The organism is uncultured Ellagibacter sp. (genome assembly GCF_934643285.1).
In the GTDB taxonomy this organism is placed as follows: domain Bacteria; phylum Actinomycetota; class Coriobacteriia; order Coriobacteriales; family Eggerthellaceae; genus Ellagibacter.
In genome coordinates this window covers 12,871-35,263 of record NZ_CAKUBT010000010.1, presented here as the reverse complement: position 1 = coordinate 35,263, position 22,393 = coordinate 12,871, and the positions used below count along the sequence as shown (strand labels likewise).

Below are 22,393 nucleotides of genomic sequence, written 5' to 3'. Positions count from 1 at the left end.
TCCAGCAAATTGCGGAATCGGGAAATCAGCTGATATGGCGGTCGATCCAGGCGAGCACGTCGTCGTAGACCTGCTGCTTGCCGGGCTCGTTCAAGATCTCGTGGCGCATGCCCTGGTAGAGCTTCACCTCGACATCTTTGATTCCCGCCTTCTCGAACAGGGCGGCCGTGCTTTTCACGCCGCGCCCCTTGTTCCCCACCGGGTCGAGCGTGCCGGCGACGAGAAGGATAGGCAGCTCGGAGGGAATCGCGAGCGCCGAATCGAGCGTCGCGACCTCGGCAGTAAGGCTCGTGAGCGTCGCGTAGGCGCCAGCCGTGAACGTCTGGCCGCACAGGTCGTCGGCAATGTAGGCATCGACGACTGCGGGATCGGTGGAAAGCCAGTCGAGAGGCGTGCGCGCGTCTTTGACGGCCTTCGAAAAGACCCCGTCCGCAAGGTTATGGAGCAGCTTGCTGCGCGTGCGTTCCCCCTGCTTGGCGGCGACTCGGCAAGCAAGAGCGTGTCCCATCTTCGACTTCACGACGGGCTCGTTGCCGGTGCCGCAAATCACGGCGCCCGAAAGGCCTTCCGCATGGCGGGACAGGTACGCCCGCGTGACAAAGCTTCCCATGGAATGCCCGAAGATGAAGTAGGGCGTCTTGCGCGAGAAGCGGGCGCTCACCGTTTTTCGCATCTCGTGAACGTCCTCGATGAGGGCGTCCTTCCCGCAATCGAGGGGCATGTGCCCCAAGTCCATCGGGTCGGTGACCGAGCGGCCGTGTCCGATGTGGTCGTGGGCGCACACCGCAAAGCCGGCACTCACAAGGAAGCGAGCGAAATCCTCGTAGCGGCCGATGTGCTCGGACATGCCGTGGACGATCTGCACGATTGCGCGAGGAGCGGCACCCGATGCGCCATGCGAGGCAACGGGCTGCCACAACACTCCTTTTATCTGGGAAGACTTGTCGAACGACCTGAACCCTACCGATGATTTCTCAACTGGTTTGGACACGAGACTCCCCCTTACGCCAAAGCGATTTTCCCGTCGCCCCTCAGTATAGCGGGAAAGCCCCGCGCGCGGACAGGCAACCTACGAAAGTGACTTGATGTCCGCGATGGTGATGGCACCTTCGCGCACGATCACGGGATGGTCCTGCGTGCAGTCGACGACCGTTGAGGCGATGCCGCTCTTGGCGCCGTCTTCCCCGTCCGAAAGCACCGCGGAAACCTGGGAGCAAAGGCCGGCGTCGAGGTCGTCGAAGGAGCCCGCTGGGCGTTTTCCCGACACGTTTGCCGAGGTCGTTGCAAGGGGGCACCCTACCGCGTCGATCAGCTCGAGCGCGCAGGCGTTGTTCGGCATGCGAAGGCCGATGGTGTCGGTGCTCGAGCGGAACGCCTCGGGGACTTCGTCCGACGCCTTCACGATCAGCGTGAGGGGGCCCGGCCAAAACGTTCGGGCGAGCACGAAGGCGAACTCGGGGACGCAGCGGCCGAAGCGCGCAAGGTCATCTTGCTGGGAGACGAGCCACGAGATGGGCTTTGCCTTCTCGCGGCGCTTCAGGCTGTACAGGATATCGGGAGACGCGGCGTGGCGAATAGAAACGCCCAGGCCATACACCGTTTCCGTGGGGAAGATCGCGGACTGTCCCTTCTTGAGGACAGACGCCGTGACCGCAATCGAATCGGAAAGACGCGCCAATGGAACCACCTTTTCAAGCACTTGTCGTTCGCCGTACGCGCAGTGTGCGCAGCGATGTACCCTAAATTGTAGCACTCGCGGCTTTGCGGGGCCGCGAGCGGGTTGGCGGGCGCAAGGCCGGGATGGCAGCGAACCGCAAGTGGAGAGTGGTGCTAGCGGGAAGAGAACTCGGCCGCGATCGCCTCGGCTACACGCAGGCCGTCGACGGCGGCGCTCATGATGCCGCCCGCGTAACCTGCGCCTTCGCCGCACGGATAGACGCGAGTGGCCGGCTCCTCGTCCGAAGCGGACGAATCGCCTGCCAGTCGCGCCTGGAAGTTCTTCCCGCGAATCATTCGGATGGGGCTTGAGCTGCGCGTTTCGGGGCCGGTAAGCACAGCGCCGGAATCGGCGAACCCATGCAGCTTCGCATCGAGCAACGGCAGGCCTTGCGCAAGCGCGTCGCAGATGAATTCGGGAAGGCACTCGCGCAGATCGCACCAAACGACACCGCGCGGATAACTCGGGCGCACGACCAGGCGGCTATGCGATTCAGACGCGCCCACGCGGCGAGGATGCCCAGGCTCGACCGTGCGGCGGCGAGCCTCGAACGCAGCCGCAACCGTATCGCTCGGCTGCCTGCCTTCAGGTTGCTCGCTCGAAGATGTAGCACCTGCGAGGAAATCCCCCACCGTCTGCGCGGGCGCGGCATAGGGCACCCCGCCGTTGCGGCGAGCAAGCTCGAACGCCGCATGCTCGACCTCGCGTTGCAGGCGGACACCTTCCATGACGTCGTTCCCCGGCAAGTCGTCGGGTCGCACGTCGGCGAGCAGCGCGCTGTTGGAATTCTCGCCGTCGCGCGCGAAGCGGCTCATACCGTTCACGACGACACCGCCTTCCTCGCTTGCCGCCGCGACAACTTCCCCACCTGGGCACATGCAGAAGGTATACACGCCGCGGGTTGCATTGTCGCTTGCAACATCCGTGTGAGTGTCGCCCGTGCAAACAGGGACGCGCACCGCCATCTTGTAATCGGCAGCACCGAGCGCCGCGTGCTTCGCAGCCGCACCGTACTGCGCACGGTTGATGAGCGACTGCGGATGCTCGATGCGCACGCCCATCGAGAAGGGCTTGCGCTCGAGCGCGAACCCCCGATCGCGGGCGAGCTCGAAGATGTCGCGCGCCGAGTGCCCGCACGCGACGATGACGCGCGAGGCCTCGACCGCTTCGCGAGCGCCCGTGCGGGAGTCCTCCAGCACGACCGAGCGAACCGCACCGCCCGCCAGCTCGATATCGGCCAAGCGGGTGAGGAAACGCACTTCGCCACCTGCGGCGATGATGCGCTCGCGAATACTTTTCACGACGGCGGGCAGCTTGTCGGTGCCGATATGGGGCTTCGCCTGCCAGAGAATCTCGTCAGGCGCCCCTGCCTGGACAAACGCCTCGAGCACGTGGCGGATATGCGGGCTTTTCGTGCCCGTGGTCAACTTGCCGTCGGAAAACGTGCCGGCGCCGCCTTCCCCGAACTGCACGTTCGCCGCCGCATCGAGCGGGCCGCCCACGTTGAAGGACTCGATGGCCGCCGTACGCTCGTCAACCGCGGCACCGCGCTCGACCACAAGCGGGCGCAGACCCGCTTCCGCCAAGTACAGCGCGCAGAACAGCCCCGCCGGGCCCGTGCCTGCGACGACGATACGGCCATCAGATGATGCCACATGCGACCTTAAATCAGGAATCGTGAGCGGCGCAGGCGGCTCGTACGCACGAACATTTACCCCGCGAGCGGGGGAAAGCGCGTCGTAGGCCATGCCTCGCGCAAGACGGACGGCATAGGTGGCGTTGAAGTGAACGTTCGACTTCTTCCGCGCATCGACGCTTCGCTTCACAAGGGAAAACGACGCGATGTCCCTGGGTGCAATCCCGAGCGCGGAAGCGATGGCGGCTCGCGAGAGGCTCTCCGCATGGGAGCCCTCCGCGGGCGCGACAGGCGCAGGAGGGGTCGCGGGCACAGCGGCGTTCGGGCGCTCTACCTCAACCGCACGCGGGACAGAGATCGGGCGGTTTGCCTCACTTGCGCCCGAGACAGAGGTAAGGCGGTTTGCCTCGCTCGCAAGGTCATCCAGCCCTGCGTCAAGCGGAAGCGCGACGTTCGATACCTCGATGACCTCCGCTCCCTCAAGTGCGCTTGCGTCGAAGGAGGCGACACGCGAGGGGCGGTTGCTACGCTGGCGGGATGAGGCTTGTGACCTGGGCTTTCCCTCGCGATGGGAACGGCCGCCCGCCTTCTTGCCCCTGGTTGACCCCATAGCGTCGCCCGTCTTCTTGCCGCTCATCTTCTTGCTGCCGCCTGCCCTCTTGCCAGTGTTCGCGCCCTTGTCGCCGCGGGTATCCTTCGAGCTCATTTCCCTTTCCCTTCCCCATCGGCCGACACGGCACTGCAAGCAGCAGACATGCCCGCGAGCAGGCCCGATGACCATGCCCAATGCAAGTTGTAGCCCCCGCAGGGAGCATCGACGTCGAGCGCCTCGCCAGCCGCGAACAGGCCCGACGCGCACACGGCTTCCATCGTCTGCGGGTCGAACGCCGCAACCGAAAGCCCGCCACGCGAGACCTGGCACTGCTTCGCGTCGCCGATGCCTCGAACCGTAAGGCGCAAGCCGCCGATGACACGCGAGAGCGCAAGGACGTCTTTCTTGGAAAGCGGGCGCGCAGGATCGATTCCCGCGCACTTGCAAAGTACCTGCGCCACCTGAGGAAGCATCGCGCCGCGCAGCACGTCCTCGGCGGCAATCTGGCCGTTTTCGCCCAGACGGGCCGAGAGGTGCTTGCGCCGCGCGAACAGCCACGCATCACGGTCGGCGGCGGGCATATGCGGCAGGAAATCGATCGAGAGCACGTCCCCCTCGCAGGCAAAGCGCGACAGGTTGAACACGCACACGCCCGACACGCCGTAGTCGCGGAACAAAAGCTCGCCTTCCTCGCGCGCGACGAGGCTTCCCGAGCGCTCGAGCGAGACGGAGCACTTCACACGGATGTTGTTCAGCTGCCGCGTGATGCGCGAATCGGTGGCAAGCGGCCCCAGGACTGGACGCGTCGGCTCGCACGGAATTGCGGAGGGCATATCGACGGCGCTCGTGCCACGCCCGCCAACAGCGAGAACGACCTTTTCGGCATGAGCGATCGAGCCGTCGGAAAAGCGCAGATGGGAGCGCGTCTTTCCTTTCGCGGGCAGCTCGATTGCGCGAAGGGATTTCCCGAACTCCACGCGCGCACCCGACGCATCGAGGGCGGCGCGCAGCACCTCGAGCACCGACGACGCCTTGTTGGCGGCCGGATACATGCGGCCCTCGCCCTCTTCGCGCCACATAAGGCCCAAGTCGGAGAAGAATCGCTGTACGGGCGCTTCGAAGACGCTCGCAGGTTGGGCGCTTTCCCGACCAGGCGCTTCGAAGACGCTTGCAGGTTGGGCGCGCCCTTGCGCGGAGGTTCCGTAGGCTCCTACAGGTTGAACGCTCCCCCACTCGGAGACCTCAGAAAGGCGCGCGAGCGAGCGCAGCGCAGCCTCCACGAAGTCGGCGTTGCGGTAGCACGCAGGGTCGATGTGGGCGTTCGAGAAGTTGCAGCGGCCGTTCCCCGTCGCGAGGATCGAGCGGCCCACACGCTCGGGGTCGACCTCGAAGAGCACGATTTCGCACTCGTCCGCCGCGCCGAGCCGCGCAAGTTCGTTTCCAGCGGCGATGGCTGCAGCCAATCCGGCCGCGCCGCCGCCTATGATGGCAATCTTTTTCATGATGTAAGAGTATAGGCGATGCGGGGCGCCGCTTTCCGCTGACTTCTCTTCGCCTCGCAAACAACAAGGGCGCCCGACGGCGCCCCTGGGGAAATCTATCGACTCGTTTGCAGCCGCGCCTACTTCGAAGAGATCATGGGAATTTCCCGCGTGTCTTCTTCCTCGATGTTGCCCTCGTAGACGTAGTGTTTCGTCTCGCGGCAGATCAGCCCCGAAAGCAGCAGTATGGCGATGATGTTGGGAATGGCCATGAGTGCGTTGCCGATGTCGGAGATGGTCCACACCACGTTGCCCACGCCGATCGCGCCGAGGAACGCGACGAGAACGTACACGATGTGGTACGGCAGGATGGCGCGCTTGCCGAACAGGTAGGCGGCACAGCGGTTGCCATAGTACGACCAGCCGAGAATCGTGGAGTACGAGAACGACACCATGCCGATGACGAGAATCGGCGTTCCGACATAGGGAATGGTGGCGAACGCGGTGGAGGCGAGCTGCGCGCCGGTGTAGAACGTCGGGTCGGCGAGCACCTCCGCCTGGATTTCGGGGTGTGCGATCATCGTCGACACGAGCACGATGCCCGTGAGCGCGCAGATGACGACCGTGGACCAAAACGTGCCAGTCATGGCGATAAGCGCCTGCTCGGCGGGGTTTTTCGTCTTAGCGGCCGCCGCGATGATGGGGGCGGAGCCAAGGCCCGACTCGTTGGAGAACAGGCCGCGGGCGCAGCCGAACTGCAGCGCCATCAGAAGACCTGAGCCGACCGCGCCGCCGAACGCGGCCTTCGGCGTGAAGGCGCACTCGAAGATGAGGCCGATCGCGCTGCCGAGGGCAGGCGCGTTCATCAGCAGAATCACGATGCACCCGCCGGCGTAGGCAACTGCCATGACGGGAACGAGCTTCTCGCACACGTGCGAGATGGACTGCACGCCGCCGAAAATGACGATGCCCACCAGCACGACGATGGCGATGCCGACCGCCCAGTCGGGGATGCCGGGAATCGAGGACGTGATGATGCCTGTCATGGACGTTGCCTGCACCGCCGAGCCCGTGCCGATGGTGGCGACGACGGCGAACGCGGCGAACGCGATGCCGCCGAGCTTCGCCCACCAAGGGCGCGTGCCGTCTTTGCGCGTGAAGGCGCGTTCCCACACGTACATGGCGCCGCCGAGCATATTGCCCGCATGGTCGCGCACGCGATAGCGCACCGAGGCGTAGACCTCCACATACTTCGTGGCCATGCCGAACACGCCCGTGATCCACATCCAGAAGACGGCGCCCGGACCGCCTGCCAGGATTGCCGTGGCAACACCGACGATCGAGCCCGTGCCGATGGTCGCGGCAAGCGCCGTCGCAAGCGCGCCGAAGTTGGAGATATCGCCCTCGCCCTTCGAGGTGCCGCCGCCCCACGACATGCGAAGCGCCTGAGGCAGCTTGCGCTGGATGAAGCCCGTACGAACGGTGAGGAAGATATGGGTGCCGAGCAGGAGCGCGATCATCGCAGGCCCCCACACGACTGAGTCAATGGTGTTCAAGATTTCAATCATAGTAACGCGCTATTTTAAAGGAAACGCAAACCCTCGCGCAGGCGCATCCCCCGAACGGCAACGAGAAAACATCGTCGGTAAATCCTCAACGCCGAAGCCTATCCAGAAACGAAAGCATCTTTAGATACCGAGCATTTGATTACCATTACTATGTTTTACGAGACCACACGTCAAGGCATAAAAAACGACCCCGCTTTCGCGAGGCCGTTCAGCATGTATGAATGTAAAAAAGGATTTACAGCTTCACCACATTGCTTGCCTGGAGCTTGCCGTTCTGACCCGTGGTAACGTCGAAGGAAACAGCCTGGCCCTCATCGAGCGTCTTGAAGCCGTCCATCTTGATCTCGGAAAAATGAACGAAAAGGTCTTCGCCATCCTTCTGGGAGATGAAGCCGTAGCCTTTTTCCGGGTTGAACCACTTAACAGTACCTTCCGCCATTTTAAAATCCTCTTCTCTTCCCCTTAAGCCGGGGAGGTAACTCTGCGCGTTGCATGGCGGCAACACTCGCCCTCACTTCGAGGGCACATGAATACTATACGCTATCGCGCTGCGAAACCGCTCCGAAATCGCAGGAATTCGAACCATTTTTCCCGAAGCATGCGATGCGGGGAAATGCCAACGGAAACGGCTCGCCCTTAGTCCTGCGTCGACTCGAGATAGTCGAGCCGCTCAGCCGGCGTGCCCTCGGTAAGCTCGAACCCGTAGGCCGAGGCGAGCGCTTGCGCCTGGCCTGCGCGAACCTCTGCGAGCTCATCGTTTCCCGCACTGCGCAGAAACTCGGATTCGAGCTGCAGGCTATTCGCGACGTACTCGGTGACATGCGGGTCGACGCCCGACACTTGGAGCACCGAGGCCATCGATTCGGGGGCAAGCGAAAGAAGCATCGACCCGTCGAGATCGGTCGCGTCGCCGATAGCGTTCTCGAGCAGGTCGGCAGCGGCAGCCGGATCACGGCCGTCGTCGGCGCGCTCGATACTGCGGCGCATCGCCTGCATGAACTGCATGAGCAAACGCATGAGATAATCTTGTTCGAACATGGCACTCCCCGTTCGCGGTAGGTTACAGTCGGTCCTTCGTCAGTCGGCCTTCGGCGGCACGATTCCCAGATGCTCGTAAGCACGCTCGGTCGCCTGACGGCCCTTCGGCGTGCGCACGATAAGCCCTTGCTGCATGAGATAGGGCTCGTACACGTCTTCGATGGTGTCGGCGTCTTCCGAGAGCGCCGACGCAAGCGTGGTGAGGCCCACGGGGCGCCCGCCGAACTGCACGGCAAGCAGCTCTAGGATACGATTGTCAACCGCGTCGAGCCCCAAGCTATCCACCTCGAAGAAGCTGAGCGCCTGCGCCGCGACATCCTCGTCGATAACGCCGTCGCCCCTCACCTGCGCCCAGTCGCGCACGCGCTTGAGCATGCGGTTCGCCAGACGCGGGGTTCCGCGGCTGCGGCGGGCGATCTCGAGCGCGCCATCTTCGGAAATGGGAACGTCCAGGATGGCGGCAGAGCGCGCAACGATTGCTGCGAGCTCCTCGGGCGTGTAGTACTGCAGGCGGAATGCGATTCCGAAGCGATCGCGCAAAGGACCTGTGAGCAGGCCCGTTCGCGTCGTTGCGCCAATGAGCGTGAAATGGGGCAGGTCGAGGCGGATCGATCGCGCGGCCGGCCCCTTCCCCACCACGATATCGAGCGCGAAATCCTCGAGCGCGGGATAGAGCACTTCCTCGACCATGCGGTTCAGGCGATGAATCTCGTCGATGAAGAGGACGTCGCCCTCTTCGAGGTTCGTGAGGATTGCCGCCAAGTCGCCCGTTCGCTCAATAGCCGGACCGCTCGTCGTGCGGATGTTCGCACCGAGCTCGTTGGCGACCACCGTGGCAAGCGTGGTCTTGCCAAGCCCCGGAGGCCCGGAAAACAGAATGTGGTCGGCGCATTCCTTGCGCTGCTGCGCCGCCTCGATAAGGATAGCGAGCGACTCTTTCACCTTGGTTTGCCCCAAGTAGTCGCAAAGCTTCTTCGGGCGCAAGCTACGGTCGAGCGCGAGGTCGTCCTCTTGCAAGTTGGGCGCCACCGCGCGATCGCTTGCAGACGGGGACGCTCCACCCTGCATCGCAGTTGCCGCCTCGAAGACCATTCCCTCTATTTGAACACCGTCCGCCATTGCGTCCTTTTCATCTAATGAGCCGTACCCAGTCGCTTAAGGGCATATTGTAACAGCGCTGCCTCGGTCGCGCCCTCGGGAGCCCCCTTCAACGCCAATTCTGCCTCCTGCGAAGTAAATCCCATGGAGAGAAGCGCCTCGGCCGCGCCTTTCAGCCTGTCATCGAGAATCGTTTGCGCGGAAGGCTCGGAGAGCAGGCTTTCAAAGCTCGCGTCGAAGGAGCCCTTCAACTCGAGGATGATGCGCGATGCGCTCTTCTTGCCCACGCCGGGGATCTTCTGCACGAGAGCGACATCCTGCGCGGCGACAGCATCCGCCAGCGCGCGCGGGGAAAACGTGGAAAGCGCCGCCAGCGCGACCTTCGGCCCGACGCCGGTCACGCCGATCAGGCGCTCGAAGGTGGCCTTCTCCTCTTCTGAGAGGAACCCGTAAAGCGCGATGCCCGCATCGCTCACCTGCAGATACGTGAGCACCGTGACGGCGCCGCCGGATTCCGGCAGCTTAGAGAGCGCCGTTGCCGACATGAAGACAGCGTATCCCACGCCGTTCACGTCGATATAGGCGACTTGCGGCGTTTTGCCGGCGAGCTTACCCTTGAGAAACGCGATCATACTTGCTCCTTACTTCGCAAGTCCGCCGAAGCCTTCGTGAGTGGTGTAGCAAATGGCGGCGGCCAACGCATCGGCGGCGTGGTCGGGACTTGGCACCGAATCGAGCGAGAGCAGCTGGCTTACCATGTATTGCACCTGTTCCTTGTCGGCAGTGCCCGTGCCTACTACCGCTAGCTTGATCTGGCGAGGCGTGAATTCCCCCACGCTGAGGTTTTCCTCCGCGCAGGCGACGAGCGCCGCGCCGCGCGCTTGGCCCGTTGCGAACGCCGCAGTGATGTTCTGCCCGAACCACACCGTTTCGATTCCCACGCACGTGGGCTTGAAGCGATCGATCACCGCGCCAATCTGCTCGTGGATCTTGCGAAGGCGCAAGGAGAGCTCGACCTGCGCGGGCGACGATACGCAACCGTATGCGATGCACGAGAGCTTGGCGCCGCGCTGCGACACGATTCCCCAGCCCGTGTTCGCCAGGCCTGGGTCAATCCCGAGTATGATGCGCTCGCGCGTTGCCACTGTGCTCCCTTGCATTCCCAAACGTTTGTTCGCTATTGTAGCATACCGATTCGAGATGCGAACATTCTTTCGCGTTTTCCTTCGCAAGAAACGCAAAAGGCGGCCCCTTTCGGAGCCGCCTTGCAAATCCATTCCCAAAGCCGGAAAGCTTCCTCACCCTACCCGACGCTTCGCGCGAGCAGGGCGCGCCCGCTCGGGCGCCTAGATGGGGAAAGAATAGTCCACAGGACTATTCTTCTTCCAAAGCCTCGGCAATCTCGTCGGTGATGTCCATCGTGTGATAGACGTTCTGGAGGTCTTCCAGCTCTTCGAGGCGATCGATGAGGCGCATGACCTTCTTGGCGTCCGCCACGGACACCTCGGTCGGCGTGGACGGAATCATGGTGAGCTCAGCGCCCTTCACCTGAACGCCCTGCTCCTCGATAGCCTTCTTCACGGCCATGAGGTCGGACGGCGAGGTGTAGACGATCCACTCCTCGTCGGCATCCTCGTAGTCGTCTCCGCCAGCCTCGGCGACGGCCATCATGAACTCGTCCTCGTCAGCGGCAGCACCGTTCGGGCCGATGGGGTTCTTCTTGTCGCCGGTCTCGATTTCCTTGGCGACCATGATCTGGCCCTTGCGCTCGAACTGGAACGACACGGAACCGGAAGTGCCGAGCGAGCCGCCCGCATGGGTGAACGCGCTGCGCACGTCAGCCGCGGTGCGGTTGCGGTTGTCGGTTAGAGCCTCGCAAAAGATAGCGACGCCAGCCGGGCCGTAGCCTTCATACTGAACGGTTTCGTAGTTCGCGGCGTCCTTGCCGGAACCGAAAGCCTTGTCAATAGCGGTCTTGATCTTGTCCTTCGGCAGGGAGTAGCCCTTCGCCTTTTCGATAGCAGCGGCGAGCGACGCGTTGTTCTCGGGGTTCGGGTCGCCACCTTCCTTCGCAGCAACAGTGATGTTACGGGAAAGCTTGGAGAACAAAGCAGAGCGCTTAGCGTCCTGGGCAGCCTTGCGGTGCTTCGTTGTAGCCCATTTTGAGTGACCTGACATATACGTCCCTTCCGATAATGCAAATACCAGCCGCATAGTTTAGCACAGAGGGCAAGCTACACAAATACCCCACGCCCCACCCGCACGCAATTTGCAGAAGAGAAAGTTGTCATCAGCGCGACGGCGATCACCCACCCGAAACAAGAAGGGCCCCAAAAACCCGTCTAGGCACCACGGCGACATGCTTGCGTTCCTGGCGCAGCTTCTAGCGCTCACCTTCCAGCTTCGAGAGCAGGCCGCGACACCCGGCGACGACGTCTCGATAGGTCGCGTCGAAGTTGCCGGTGTACCACGGGTCGGCCACATCCTTGCCGTGACGAGGGTCTTCATCGGGAAGAAAATCGAGCAGGCGCACGAACTTCTTCTGAGGGTCGCCGCCGAAGATAGACTCGAGGCCGTGCAGGTTCTCCCTGTCCATGTAGACGAAAAGGTCCCACTCGCCGTATTCGTTTGCCCGCACCTGCCGCGCGCGGTGGGCATGCGTGGAAATCCCCTGCTCGCGAAGCTTTTTCAGCGTGCCTGGATGAGGCAGCTCGCCGATTTCTTCGGTGCTCGTTGCCGCAGAGTCGATCGAGAACTTGCCTCCAAGACGAGCTTTGCGCACCATGTCCTCCATGACGAATTGCGCCATGGTCGACCTGCAGATATTGCCGTGGCATATAAATAGGATGCTATGCACGAGCCCCCTTCCGCCAATTCTTCGAGATGCCAGCCGAAGCCAACATGGCTGGGCCAGCAACGTTTAATCATAAGGGTCTTCCGTTGCGAAAAGGTTAACAAGCCGAGAGCGAAAGAGGACCGGCAAGCAGTGCCCGCGCACGGGAAGGTGCCAACTCGAAACGCAAAACGCGTCAGCCAGAGAACGCTCGTAGAAAGGCGCGGGCGCCACGACACGAGATCCGTATCGACAGGCAAGCGCCCACAGACAAAATAACACGGGCCCGAACCGCGCGGAAAGGCGCGGACGGGTCCGTCAGCCAACGACTCAGTTAAGCGGTCGGCGCCGCTTGCGTTCCAGCTACTCGGATTCCCCGCGAAGCCACAGGCCCGTCTTGCCGCCATCCTTCTTGAGCAGGCGAATCTCGGAGATTTCCATCCCGCGGTCGACCGCCTTGCACATGTCGTACACGGTGAGGCATGCGACGCTCGCCGCCGTGAGGGCCTCCATCTCGATGCCAGTCTTGCCGGTGACGCCCGTCGTCGTGGTGACATGGATGCCCACGCGGCCGTCCTCGCGTTCACCCTCAAGCACCGGCGTACATTCCACCTTGGCTTTCGTGATGTTCAGCGGATGGCACATCGGGATGAGCGTGCTCGTCTGCTTGGCCGCCATCACGCCCGCCACGCGCGCGCACGCCAAAACGTCGCCCTTCGCAGCCTTGCCTTCCACGATGAGCGCCAGCGTCTCGGGATGCATGGAGATGAAGCCCTCTGCGATCGCAACGCGCTCGGTGTCCGGCTTTTGGGACACGTCGACCATGCGGACGTCGCCCTTCTCGTCGATGTGCGTCAAATGAGTATCGCCACTCATGGTGAATTCCTTTCGAAAAGCGTCCGTTACGCCCGTGATTCTAAACGATATGGGAAGCTGGCGAAAGCCGTACGGCGCCGAAGTGCCGCGCAGCCTTCGAAAAACCTAGCCGCCGATTTGGCTCATGCCGCGCTCGGTTCCCACCTTGTCATGGTGCTCGTCGGGCTTCGCACCAAGGGCCTGCAGAAACACGGCGCGCTGGTCTTCCTCGGTGCCTTCGCGCAACGCAGTTCGCAGGTCGTATTCCTCATCGGAGAACAAACACGGGCGCAGCTTGCCATCGGCCGTCAGGCGCAGGCGGTTGCACTTGCTGCAGAAGTGGCGCGACAGCGGGCTGATGAAGCCCACCGTGCCCGCGGCGCCGGGGAAATGATAGTACTCTGCGGGACCCCAGCCGATCGGCTTGTCCTCCCCCGCCGGAACGAGCTCGCCCAAACCTTGCGCTCGAGCGCCCTCGTTGATGATGTTGAACACTTCCTCGCAGGAAATGACGCCGTCCTTGCCCCAGCTGATGCCGTCGACCTCAGAGACATCGCCGATGGGCATGTGCTCGATGAAGCGCACATGCAGCGGGCGATCGACCGACAGCTTGGCGAAATCGAGGAAGCCGTCCGCAAGCGAGCGGAGTGCGACCGCATTGATTTTCACGGGGTTGAATCCCGACTCAAGCGCCGCATCGATGCCGCGAAGCGCGTCGTCGAGCGACCCGCAACGCGTGATCTTGTGGAACTTCTCGGCGTCGAGCGTATCGAGCGAGAGGTTCACGCGCGAAAGCCCCGCCTCCTTCAGGTCGGCCGCCATGCGCGGCAAGAGCACGCCGTTCGTGGTCATCGAGACATTCTCGATCTCGGGCATTGCGGCGATATTGCGCACCAGGTCGACAAGGCCTTTGCGCACCGTCGGTTCGCCGCCTGTCAGGCGCACACTTTTAATGCCGATCGTCGTCGCGATACGAACCGCCTGCTCAACCTCTTCGATTCGCAGGATATCGAAATGGGAGAGCTGCTGCACTCCCTCTTCGGGCATGCAGTACACGCAGCGGAAATTGCAGCGATCCGTCAGCGATATACGCAGGTAATCGATTACGCGGCCATGGCCGTCCTTCATATTCCCCTCCTTGAAGTTCATTCGCAGTTGCCTAGTATACTCCAAGAAGGCAAGACGCCGCACAACTGTTGTCGGGGCGCTACCATATAAGACGATTCGAGAATTCTTGTCACGCAGTGGCACGAGTCCACAGGCGATGACGCCCCTGGGCGCGGCGGCGTGCCCCGCGCGCAGTTCCGCAGCGAAGCGAGGACTGTCTGAGCACGGGGCATGCCGCCGCGCCCAGGGGCGATCCCGCAGGTTGAAGCTGCCCCGCGTCTAGGGACTCCACTGCAGGTTGAAGCGGCCCCGTGCCCCGAGCGCAGTTCCGCAGCGCAGCGAGGACTGTTTGAGCACGGGGCATACCGCCGCGACCAGGGGCGTCCTCGCAGGTTGGAGCTGCCCCACGACCAGGGGTGCCGCCGCAGATTGAAGCTACCCGATCGACGGATGGCGAACCTGGCGCAGAAGTCCAACGAAGCGCAGGCAGCAGTAGGCAAGCCCCACCAGCGCAAGGACGCCGCCAACGTACCCGATAAGCCCGATCCCCGCATTCGCGGTGACCACACCGCCAAGCCATGTTCCCGTGCCGATGCCAAGATTGTAGAGCCCCGAGTACATCGACATAGCGACCGAGCTCGCACCCTCTGGCGCGCACTTGATGACAGCGGCGTTGAACGACACATTGAACAGCGACGCCGCAAGCCCCCACAGCACGCACACGAAACACGACGACACCTCGCCGCCCGCAGCCGCGGGAGCCATCAGCAAAAGCGCCGCCGCGATGCCGGCGCACGCGAAGCGGATAAACGTCGCGAGCGTCACATGCCCCAAACGGGCGAACAGCAGGCTGCCCACCAAACCTGCCGCGCCGAAAAGCACGAGCGCAAAGGTGATCGCGTCGTCCGGCAAGCCCGCGACCTGCTGGAAGAACGGCTCGATGTAGCCGTAGCCGGTGAAGTACGCCGTAATCACAATGATGGTGACTAGATACATACTCAGAAGCGAGCGCGTGCGCAGAAGGCTCGGAAGCTTCCCCAGCGTGAAGGGTTTCCCCGCGTCGAGCTTGGGGAACACGAACGCAAGGCACGCAACGATGGCGAACGACACGATTCCCACCGTGAGAAACGTCGCACGCCACCCGATGGCAAGACCGAGCATGCGCCCGCATGGCAAACCGAAGATCATGGCGACCGACGTTCCCATGCCCACCATGGAGAGCGCGAGCGAGGCCTTCGAGGAAGGCGCCACGCGCACCGCGAGCGGCGTGATAATCGACCAAAATACCGCATGAGCTGCGGCAACGCCGATGCGCGCAGCCATAAGCATCCAGAAGTTGACCGACGCCGCCGAGAGCAGCTGGCAGATGCCGAACAGGACGATCACGCCGAGAAGCAGGCGCTTCGGCGGCACCTTCGTCACGCAGAGCATAAGCGGCAACGACAAAATCATGACCGCCCATGCGTACACGGAGATGAGCATGCCCGCCGCCGACTCGGTCATGTTGAAATCCGCGGCAATGTCGGTGAGCAGGCCGATGGGCATGAACTCCGACGTGTTGAACACGAAGGTCGAAAGCGTCATCCCCACAAGCGGAACCCAAAACCTCATCGACACGAGCACCCACTTCCTTTCCGAGGGCGTCCCAAAAACGTCCATCTTCACTAAGCCGACACAGCTTACTCCATCCACCGAACAGGTCTGCATATTTTTCTTGTGGCGGCGCGAGCGGCGTTATTATCGTGCGGCACTTTTCCTAGAAGCACATCACCTGCACGGAGGCACAACTGGTATGGACGGCGAATTTCTCAGCATTCTCGGCACGATGGTCATCCTGTTCTTCGATATATCGATTGGATATATCGCGAAGAAAGCCCACGTCATGGACAAGGCAATCGACAAGGGCCTGTCAAAACTCATCTTGAATACAGCGCTGCCGGCAATGATCTTGGGCTCGGTGCTCACCGCCGATTCGCTCCCCGGATCGACCGAAATCCTCATCACCATGGGGCTGTCGATCGTAAGCTTCGCCATCATGACCGCGCTCGCGTTCCTCGTCACGAAGCTTCTCGGCGTCCGCGACGGACACAGGGGAGTATTCCGCTTTATGCTCACGTTCGGCAACGTCGGCTTCATCGGGTTCCCCGTGCTGTCGGCCATCTTCGGGCCCTCGACGCTCATCTACGGCTCGATCTTCAACCTGCCGTTCAACTTCCTCGTGTTCACGATGGGCGTTTGGTTCATCGCGCAGGACTCCGGCCGCGGCGCAAAGGTGAAGATGGGGCTTAAGACCTTCCTCACCCCGGCGAACATCGCCTGCGCGATCGCTATCGTCCTCACGCTTTTGAACGTGCACAGCGTGCCCATCATCGGCGACGCCGCCGAGACGCTCGGTTCCTTCACCACGCCGGGCGCGCTTCTGATCATCGGCTCGTCGCTTGCCGACCTGCCGGTTTCCAAGCTCATCGGAGGCCCGCGCCTGTGGATTGCGTCCCTCGCGCGCCTCATCGTCTCGCCGCTCATCGTCTGGGCGCTCTTCCGCCTCGTGCCGGTCGACCCGATGCTCATCGACATCATGGTGGTGCTGTGCGCGATGCCGGTCGCCACGAACGGCACGATGCTGTGCTACCAATACGGCGGCGACTCGCGCACCATGGCACAAGGAACCTTCGTCACGACCGTGCTGTCGATCATCACGATACCGATTCTCGTCATGGTCATCGGATAGAAGACGAAGCACGGGAAGGCGAGGCAGCGCGAGACATTCGGACACGGGGCATTCGAGCGCGGGAATGCGAGGTCGTCCCTCCCCCGCTTTCGGGGGGCAGGGCATATCCCGTGCTCAAACAGTCCTCGCTGCGCTGCGGAACTGCGCGCGGGACACGCCCCATGCCCGAATGCGAGTCGCAACCAACCGCACATCCAATGAGCGCTACCGCGACACGAGGTAGACGCGATCCTTCGGGATGCGGATCCAAAGCTCCTCGCCCTCGTTGGGAAGGCTCGCCTCATCAGCCCGCAGCTTGTCCACGCGCCAGAACATGTGCTGGTGCAGGTACTTCATCTCGTCCTCATTGCGATCGAGAATTTCCCGCTCGTCGCGGCAAGCGTCCACGAAACCCAGAAGCGCCGTACGCTCGAAGCGCGAATCGCTCACTCGATCGACCCGCACTCGGTAGACGTTCTCGCCAGGGCCGTCAGCTCGCTCGAGGTAGAAAGCACGCATACCCAGGCACTTGACGTCCCGGGACACTTCGCGAGACGTCTCCACCGTGATGCCCCAGCGCGGCAAGCGCACGCGATGGCCGTCCACGTATTCCGCCCGCGTCGCGTTCTTGCACCCCGAAAGCTTGATGCCCGCCTGGCTCTGCGGGTTGTTCACCAAGTCGTCGCCCGTGCCAATCTCCATCACGTGGCCATCCTCCACCACGGCGATGCGGTCGCAGAAGCGAAGCGCCTCGTCGATGTCGTGGCTTACGTACAGGATGGTGCCGTCGAACGCGTCGAACAGGCTCACAAGATTCTGCTCGAGCACGCTCTTCAGGTGCGCGTCGAGCGCGGAAAACGGCTCGTCGAGCATAAGGATCCCCGGACGCGCCGCAAGCATGCGCGCTAAGGCGACACGCTGCTGCTGGCCGCCGGAGAGCTGCGCCGGGTAGCGCTTGTCGAAGCCCTCGAGCCCAAAGCGCTTGAGCTCGCACGCCACGGCAGCATCGCGGTCGGCCGCGCTCACGTCCTTGCCGATGCCCGCCGCCACGTTCTGCGCGACGGTCAGGTTCGGGAACAGCATGTAATTCTGGAAGAGAAGCGCGGTCTTGCGCTGCTGCGGCGTCAGGTCAACCTTGGGTTTCTTGCCCGGCGCCCTGTCGAAGAACACCGTGCCGTTCACGACGATCTTCCCCGAATCGGGCCGCTCGATCCCCGCGATTGATCGCATGGTTAGGCTCTTGCCGCAACCGGATGCGCCCAAAAGGCCGAGCGTCTCCGTGCCTGCAGAAAACGCATTATGCAGCTCGAAGCCCTTGAACTTCTTGCGAATGTCTACTTCAAGGCTCATCTACTTCTGCTCCCTCTTGCGGTACTTCGTGGTGTGGTTAGACCACAGGTTGATGAACACGATGACGATCAGGCTGAACACGATGATGACAAGCGTCCAGAACCACGCGGTGGAATCGTTGCCGTTCATCCATTCGAAATAGATGGCAATCGGGATGGTTCGCGTGATGCCGATGTAGTTGCCCGCCATGAACAGCGTCGCGCCGAACTCGCCGAGCGCGCGGGCGAAGGCGAGCACCATGCCCGCCGCAATCGAACTCCACGACAGGGGCAGCATCAGCTTGCGGAAGATCTTCGCGTTCGACCAGCCAAGCGTGCGGGCGGCGTCGAGCATGTTGCGGTCGAGCCCCTCGAACGCACCGAGCGCATTGCGATACATGAGCGGGAACGCCACGACCACAGCCGCGATGACGCAGGCTACGGGACTGAAGATCAGCGGGAAGCCTATGTCGATCCAGAACTGCCCGAACGCCGTGTTCGAGCCGCATACGAACAGCAGGATGAAGCCGCACACCGTAGGCGGCAGCACCATCGGGATGGTGAAGATGGCGTCGAAGATGCTCTTCGCGCGCGGGGAGAGGTTCAGGCAGAAATACGCCGCCAAAAGACCTAATATGACGATGAACACGATGGCAATGCCCGTGGTGCGAAGCGAGACCCACAGAGGGCTCCAGTCGAGGTTCGACAGGAACTCGCCCACGGCGGCGAGCCCCTCGGGAGCCTTCTCGATACTCACCGCGTCAGGCGAGGTGAGCTTGCCGAAGTCCCCGAACGACGGCTTCATGTAGAGGGAATTCTCCGAATCGGTGAGGTCGAACCCGTCGACGCCGATGACGCTTGCATAGACATTACCATTGATGACCCGGTCGAACGTAAAGCGAACGCCATCTTTGTCGAACGTCGTGTCGCTTGTGAAGTACCACGTGTCGTACTCGGAGAGCTTGGCCGACCCCATGGCCTGCCCCTCGTCGAGCGCGACGAAGTAGCTTTTCAGCTGCGCCTGGTCGGATGCGCTCTGCACGTCGAGGCCGAGCTTCGCAGCCGCGGCAGCGGGAACGTAGGCGACGACGTACTTGTCGGCCGCAACCACCTGCACGAATGCGCCCTCTTCCTGGCCAACCAGGTAAGAATACCCGTAATACGTGCCGTCGATCGCGCGGTTCGAGCCCTTCTGAGCACGCGAGAAATCGCCTATCGCAAAGCTTGCCCCGTCCTTCAGAGCCGCCGAGCCCTCTCGCGACACCTCGATGCCGTCCGTGGTCGCCTCGGCATCCGACGTGGACTCACCCGAAGCCGAATCGGACGTGCCCGACGTTGGCGTCGCCGCAGTCGGCGTTCGCGGGCTGTCGACATCGCCGAGCGCGTCGTCAGCGAACGCCGCGCTCGGCAGCGCGCCAACCGCGAGCGCGGCCGACAGAGCAAGACTTGCGATAAACTTTCTCGCGCGCATGGAACCCCTTCTCCTTGCACCCCATGGACAAGAAAGGGGATGAGCGATTCGCGTCGCCCATCCCCAGATTGCTACTTCAAGACGAACCTTCTTAGCGAAGATTATACTACGCCAACTCGAAGCCCCAGTCCTGCCAAATCTTCTGAGCTTTCTCGCTGTTCAGGCACCAATCCAGGAATTCCTGGGTCGCCTCAACGTTCGTGCAGTCCTTGGTGATGGCACCAGGGTACACGATGTTCTTGTGGGTATCGGCCGGAACGGTGCCGACGACCTGCACGCCACCGAAGCGATACACGTCGGAGGTGTAGACGAACGCGATGTCGACGTCGCCGGACTGCGCATGCTTGCAGACGTTGCCGACGGAGGTGTCCAGAACGACCTTGCCGTCCTTCACCATATCGGTGTTATAGGAACCGCCCTTGCCGGTGATGTCCTTGCCGGTCTTGCCGGCGTCGTCGCCAGCGGGAGCATAGACGCCCACGGTGGAGAGGGACTGAGCAGCGTAGTTGCCAGCCGGGACGGAGTCGTCGCCGACGCAGATGGCGTACTTGCCAGCCGCGATGTCGTCAAGGGTGACGTCCTTCATCTCGGCGCCTTCCTTAGACACCATCACGAGATCGTTCTTGAACATGTCGACGCGTGTGGACTCGTCCACATAGCCCTTGGAAACCGCGGTGTCCATGGAGCCCTTGGAAGCGGAGATAAGCAGGTCGGCATAAGAGCCGGCGCCAAGCATCTCGTTGAGCTCGCCGGAAGACTTGTACTGGGTGTCCTTGAAGGTGACGTTGTCATGGCCGTCCTCGATGTAGGCCTTCTGGATGTCTTCCATGGCCTTGGAGAGCGAGTTTGCGGCGAAGACCTGGAGCTCAACCGGCTCGGCCTGTTCGGTCTTGGCGGTATCGTCCTTCTTTTCGGTGGTGGTGTTGCTGGAGCAGCCGAACATCGCGAACGCCCCGACGAGCGAAAGCGCGAGCACGGCGGACAGCACCAAGCGTACCTGATTCTTCATGTGTTCCTCCCATTAAGTGGTCGAATACGAGCCCCGCCGAAAGGCGAAGGCCCGCAGCACATCGTTTTGCGAAGCAGCTCCGGCTTGCGCGAATTCAAACCAAGCACGCATCGTCATATCCCTTTTCGATGTACCGATACTTAGGTTATTTATTTATAAGTATATAGTCAAGGAAAATCGTTGTCGTTCAGCTATATTCGCGAATACTTTTATTCTGAACGATGGTAATCAACAACATTATGGAACATAAAAGCCCCGCTTGTCCCATATTCCAACGAGGGACAAGCGGGGCTGCGGGGACCGCGGTATTGGGCTGGGCTACCCTTCGAAGCCCACGAGAACGCCGCCGGGCTCGCAGTAGTAGGAGCACAGGCCGCGGTTGGCGCCGATGCAGATGTCGCATGAAGGCCAGATCTCGCGAATCTTCGCCGCGAGCGCCTCGGCCATCTTCGGGTTCTCGGTGTGTCTGATGCGCACGCGGCCGCCGACGAAACCCACGGTCTCCATGTTCTCGAAAAGCTGCTTGAGCGCACGCTTCTCTCCGCGCGCCTTGTTGAGCACGCCGAGCTCGCCCTCCTCGCTCGCCTGCCCGACGATGCGCACGCCGAGCACGCCCGCGACCTTCGCGACAATCGGGCTCACACGTCCGTTGCGCACGAAGTTGTCGATGCGCTCAAGCGAGAACATGAGATGCGTGCGCGAGGCGTAACGGCGCAGCTCATGCGTCAGATCGTCGAAGTCCATGTCACTTTGCGCGAGCTCATTGGCGCGCTGTGCGAGAAGTTCCAGCTCGGGGCCGGTCGTCAAGGAATCAAGCACGAACGCCTTCGCCTCGGGGTGATCGAACAGGTAGTGCTTCGCGGCGGCCTGCGCCGAGTTGTACCCGCCCGAAATCTTACTCGTGAGGGCAAGAGCGACGATCTCGTCCGCGCCCGCGAACGCGGATGTCCATTCCGCGATGTTCGGGCACGACGTACTCGATTCGGCTGCCTCGTCCGAGAACGCCTCGATGAGCTCACCCACGTCGAGGTTCTCGTCGTCGGGAAATTCCCGCTCCCCCACGCGCACCTTCATCGGAACCGACACGATATCCTGCGTATCTGCGACGAACAAATTCGCCGAAGAGTCGACGACGACCCTGCGCACCATAGTTCCCCCTTGCCGCCCATGCGCGCCTGATGCCGACAGCGCTCGACAGTTTCCGTAGCTTATCTGTTTCGCATTAAAGGTACGCCAAACCGATTGCTGCAACAACTACAATGCCCGACAGAATGTCAGTTACTTATACAGTTACGACGTAATGTGAGGTCGATATGGATAAGCGCGTCGTAAAAACCAAGCGCACCATCAAGCGCACGCTCGTCGAATTGCTCGTGACCATGCCGTTCGAGAAGATCACCGTCACCGAGCTGTGCCGGGCCGCCGACGTAAGCCGCATCACCTTCTACACCTATTACGACGACAAGTACGCCCTCGCCGACGAGCTGTTCTGCGACGACATGGCGAAGGCCGAGGAACGCTATCGCGAGCTCCAGGCGGAGAACAATCCGCGAAAGATTCCGACCAACAGCTATCACAACCTTTTGACCTGCATCTTCAGCGTTTTCGAACAGAGAGACGGTATCTTCATCCACTGCTCGTCGACGAAGAATCCCTACTTGCATTCGGCATGCTTCAACCACGTGGTGCGTGTCGTGGAGAATTACGTGCAGAATCACCGCAACGCGCTCGAGCCGAAATACCCCTCGCCGCTCACGGCGGCGCTCGTGTGCAACGGGTTGTTCGGCATGTTCAGCCAATGCCGCGCCCAAGGAATGTCGCTTCGCGAAACGAAGAAGGTCGTCTTCGCCGCGTTCGACGACCTTCTCAACTCAACCCTGTTCTTCCACAGCGCTCTCATCGGGTAGCGGGAGGGGTCGGGAATTTGCCGCCCCTCGCACAAGAGCCCCGAAA

The 22,393-nt window shown here is 62.2% G+C and carries 21 protein-coding genes; 2 read left to right on the top strand and 19 right to left on the bottom strand.

Translation table 11 applies throughout. From position 1 onward, the window contains the following. Positions 1-25 precede the first annotated feature (25 nt). The 15 genes from Q0I65_RS06195 to Q0I65_RS06125 all read right to left on the bottom strand — a co-directional run bounded on the left by Q0I65_RS06195 (position 26) and on the right by Q0I65_RS06125 (position 15,536). Positions 26-991, bottom strand: a complete 966-nt coding sequence (locus Q0I65_RS06195; RefSeq protein ID WP_296061244.1) for an alpha/beta hydrolase — start codon at positions 989-991, stop codon at positions 26-28. A gap of 78 nt (positions 992-1,069) precedes the next feature. Then, a complete protein-coding gene (locus tag Q0I65_RS06190; protein WP_296061242.1) occupies positions 1,070-1,678 on the bottom strand; it encodes an L-threonylcarbamoyladenylate synthase in 609 nt (202 codons plus the stop codon). Between the two features lie 152 nt (positions 1,679-1,830). Continuing rightward, positions 1,831-4,059, bottom strand: a complete 2,229-nt coding sequence (locus tag Q0I65_RS06185; protein ID WP_296061238.1) for an FAD-dependent protein — start codon at positions 4,057-4,059, stop codon at positions 1,831-1,833. Then, positions 4,056-5,447, bottom strand: coding sequence for an aminoacetone oxidase family FAD-binding enzyme (locus Q0I65_RS06180; protein WP_296061236.1), 1,392 nt, complete (start codon positions 5,445-5,447; stop codon positions 4,056-4,058). The genes Q0I65_RS06185 and Q0I65_RS06180 overlap by 4 nt, the downstream gene beginning before the upstream one ends. Positions 5,448-5,566: 119 nt before the next feature. Then, positions 5,567-6,994, bottom strand: a complete 1,428-nt coding sequence (locus Q0I65_RS06175; protein WP_158049795.1) for an amino acid carrier protein — start codon at positions 6,992-6,994, stop codon at positions 5,567-5,569. A 235-nt stretch (positions 6,995-7,229) separates the two neighbouring features. Beyond that, positions 7,230-7,433, bottom strand: coding sequence for a cold-shock protein (locus Q0I65_RS06170; protein WP_158049612.1), 204 nt, complete (start codon positions 7,431-7,433; stop codon positions 7,230-7,232). Between the two features lie 197 nt (positions 7,434-7,630). After that, entirely contained in the window at positions 7,631-8,032 is a 402-nt protein-coding gene (locus Q0I65_RS06165) for a hypothetical protein (RefSeq protein WP_296061227.1), read from the bottom strand. A 39-nt stretch (positions 8,033-8,071) separates the two neighbouring features. Further along, positions 8,072-9,151, bottom strand: a complete 1,080-nt coding sequence (ruvB, locus tag Q0I65_RS06160) for a Holliday junction branch migration DNA helicase RuvB (protein ID WP_296061224.1) — start codon at positions 9,149-9,151, stop codon at positions 8,072-8,074. 14 nt (positions 9,152-9,165) lie between these two features. Next, positions 9,166-9,762 (bottom strand): Holliday junction branch migration protein RuvA, encoded by a 597-nt coding sequence (gene ruvA, locus Q0I65_RS06155; RefSeq protein WP_296061222.1) that lies wholly within the window; start codon positions 9,760-9,762, stop codon positions 9,166-9,168. 9 nt (positions 9,763-9,771) lie between these two features. Next, entirely contained in the window at positions 9,772-10,275 is a 504-nt protein-coding gene (gene ruvC, locus Q0I65_RS06150) for a crossover junction endodeoxyribonuclease RuvC (RefSeq protein WP_296061219.1), read from the bottom strand. Between the two features lie 229 nt (positions 10,276-10,504). Continuing rightward, complete coding sequence (locus Q0I65_RS06145; RefSeq protein WP_296061218.1) at positions 10,505-11,308, bottom strand: YebC/PmpR family DNA-binding transcriptional regulator; 804 nt, start codon at positions 11,306-11,308, stop codon at positions 10,505-10,507. Between the two features lie 205 nt (positions 11,309-11,513). After that, positions 11,514-11,987, bottom strand: coding sequence for a low molecular weight protein-tyrosine-phosphatase (locus tag Q0I65_RS06140; protein ID WP_296061216.1), 474 nt, complete (start codon positions 11,985-11,987; stop codon positions 11,514-11,516). Between the two features lie 339 nt (positions 11,988-12,326). Beyond that, entirely contained in the window at positions 12,327-12,839 is a 513-nt protein-coding gene (gene moaC, locus Q0I65_RS06135; protein ID WP_277014313.1) for a cyclic pyranopterin monophosphate synthase MoaC, read from the bottom strand. Between the two features lie 105 nt (positions 12,840-12,944). Continuing rightward, positions 12,945-13,946 carry a GTP 3',8-cyclase MoaA gene (moaA, locus tag Q0I65_RS06130; protein ID WP_296061340.1) on the bottom strand — a complete coding sequence of 334 codons (1,002 nt, stop codon included), beginning with the start codon at positions 13,944-13,946 and terminating at the stop codon, positions 12,945-12,947. Between the two features lie 414 nt (positions 13,947-14,360). After that, a complete protein-coding gene (locus tag Q0I65_RS06125; RefSeq protein ID WP_296061338.1) occupies positions 14,361-15,536 on the bottom strand; it encodes an MFS transporter in 1,176 nt (391 codons plus the stop codon). A 181-nt stretch (positions 15,537-15,717) separates the two neighbouring features. Here Q0I65_RS06125 and Q0I65_RS06120 point away from each other — a divergent pair, with 181 nt between their 5' ends. Next, positions 15,718-16,653 (top strand): AEC family transporter, encoded by a 936-nt coding sequence (locus Q0I65_RS06120; protein WP_296061210.1) that lies wholly within the window; start codon positions 15,718-15,720, stop codon positions 16,651-16,653. Between the two features lie 204 nt (positions 16,654-16,857). On the opposite strand, the gene Q0I65_RS06115 is transcribed toward Q0I65_RS06120, so the two are convergent. The 4 genes from Q0I65_RS06115 to Q0I65_RS06100 all read right to left on the bottom strand — a co-directional run bounded on the left by Q0I65_RS06115 (position 16,858) and on the right by Q0I65_RS06100 (position 21,589). Continuing rightward, positions 16,858-17,982 carry an ATP-binding cassette domain-containing protein gene (locus Q0I65_RS06115; RefSeq protein ID WP_296061207.1) on the bottom strand — a complete coding sequence of 375 codons (1,125 nt, stop codon included), beginning with the start codon at positions 17,980-17,982 and terminating at the stop codon, positions 16,858-16,860. Next, positions 17,983-19,431, bottom strand: a complete 1,449-nt coding sequence (gene modB, locus Q0I65_RS06110) for a molybdate ABC transporter permease subunit (protein WP_296061204.1) — start codon at positions 19,429-19,431, stop codon at positions 17,983-17,985. A gap of 106 nt (positions 19,432-19,537) precedes the next feature. Then, positions 19,538-20,440, bottom strand: coding sequence for an extracellular solute-binding protein (locus Q0I65_RS06105; RefSeq protein ID WP_296061201.1), 903 nt, complete (start codon positions 20,438-20,440; stop codon positions 19,538-19,540). Between the two features lie 318 nt (positions 20,441-20,758). Then, positions 20,759-21,589, bottom strand: a complete 831-nt coding sequence (locus Q0I65_RS06100; protein ID WP_296061196.1) for a DegV family protein — start codon at positions 21,587-21,589, stop codon at positions 20,759-20,761. Between the two features lie 164 nt (positions 21,590-21,753). Between Q0I65_RS06100 and Q0I65_RS06095 the strand changes: the two genes are divergently transcribed. Further along, complete coding sequence (locus tag Q0I65_RS06095) at positions 21,754-22,347, top strand: TetR/AcrR family transcriptional regulator (protein WP_296061193.1); 594 nt, start codon at positions 21,754-21,756, stop codon at positions 22,345-22,347. Positions 22,348-22,393 lie beyond the last annotated feature (46 nt).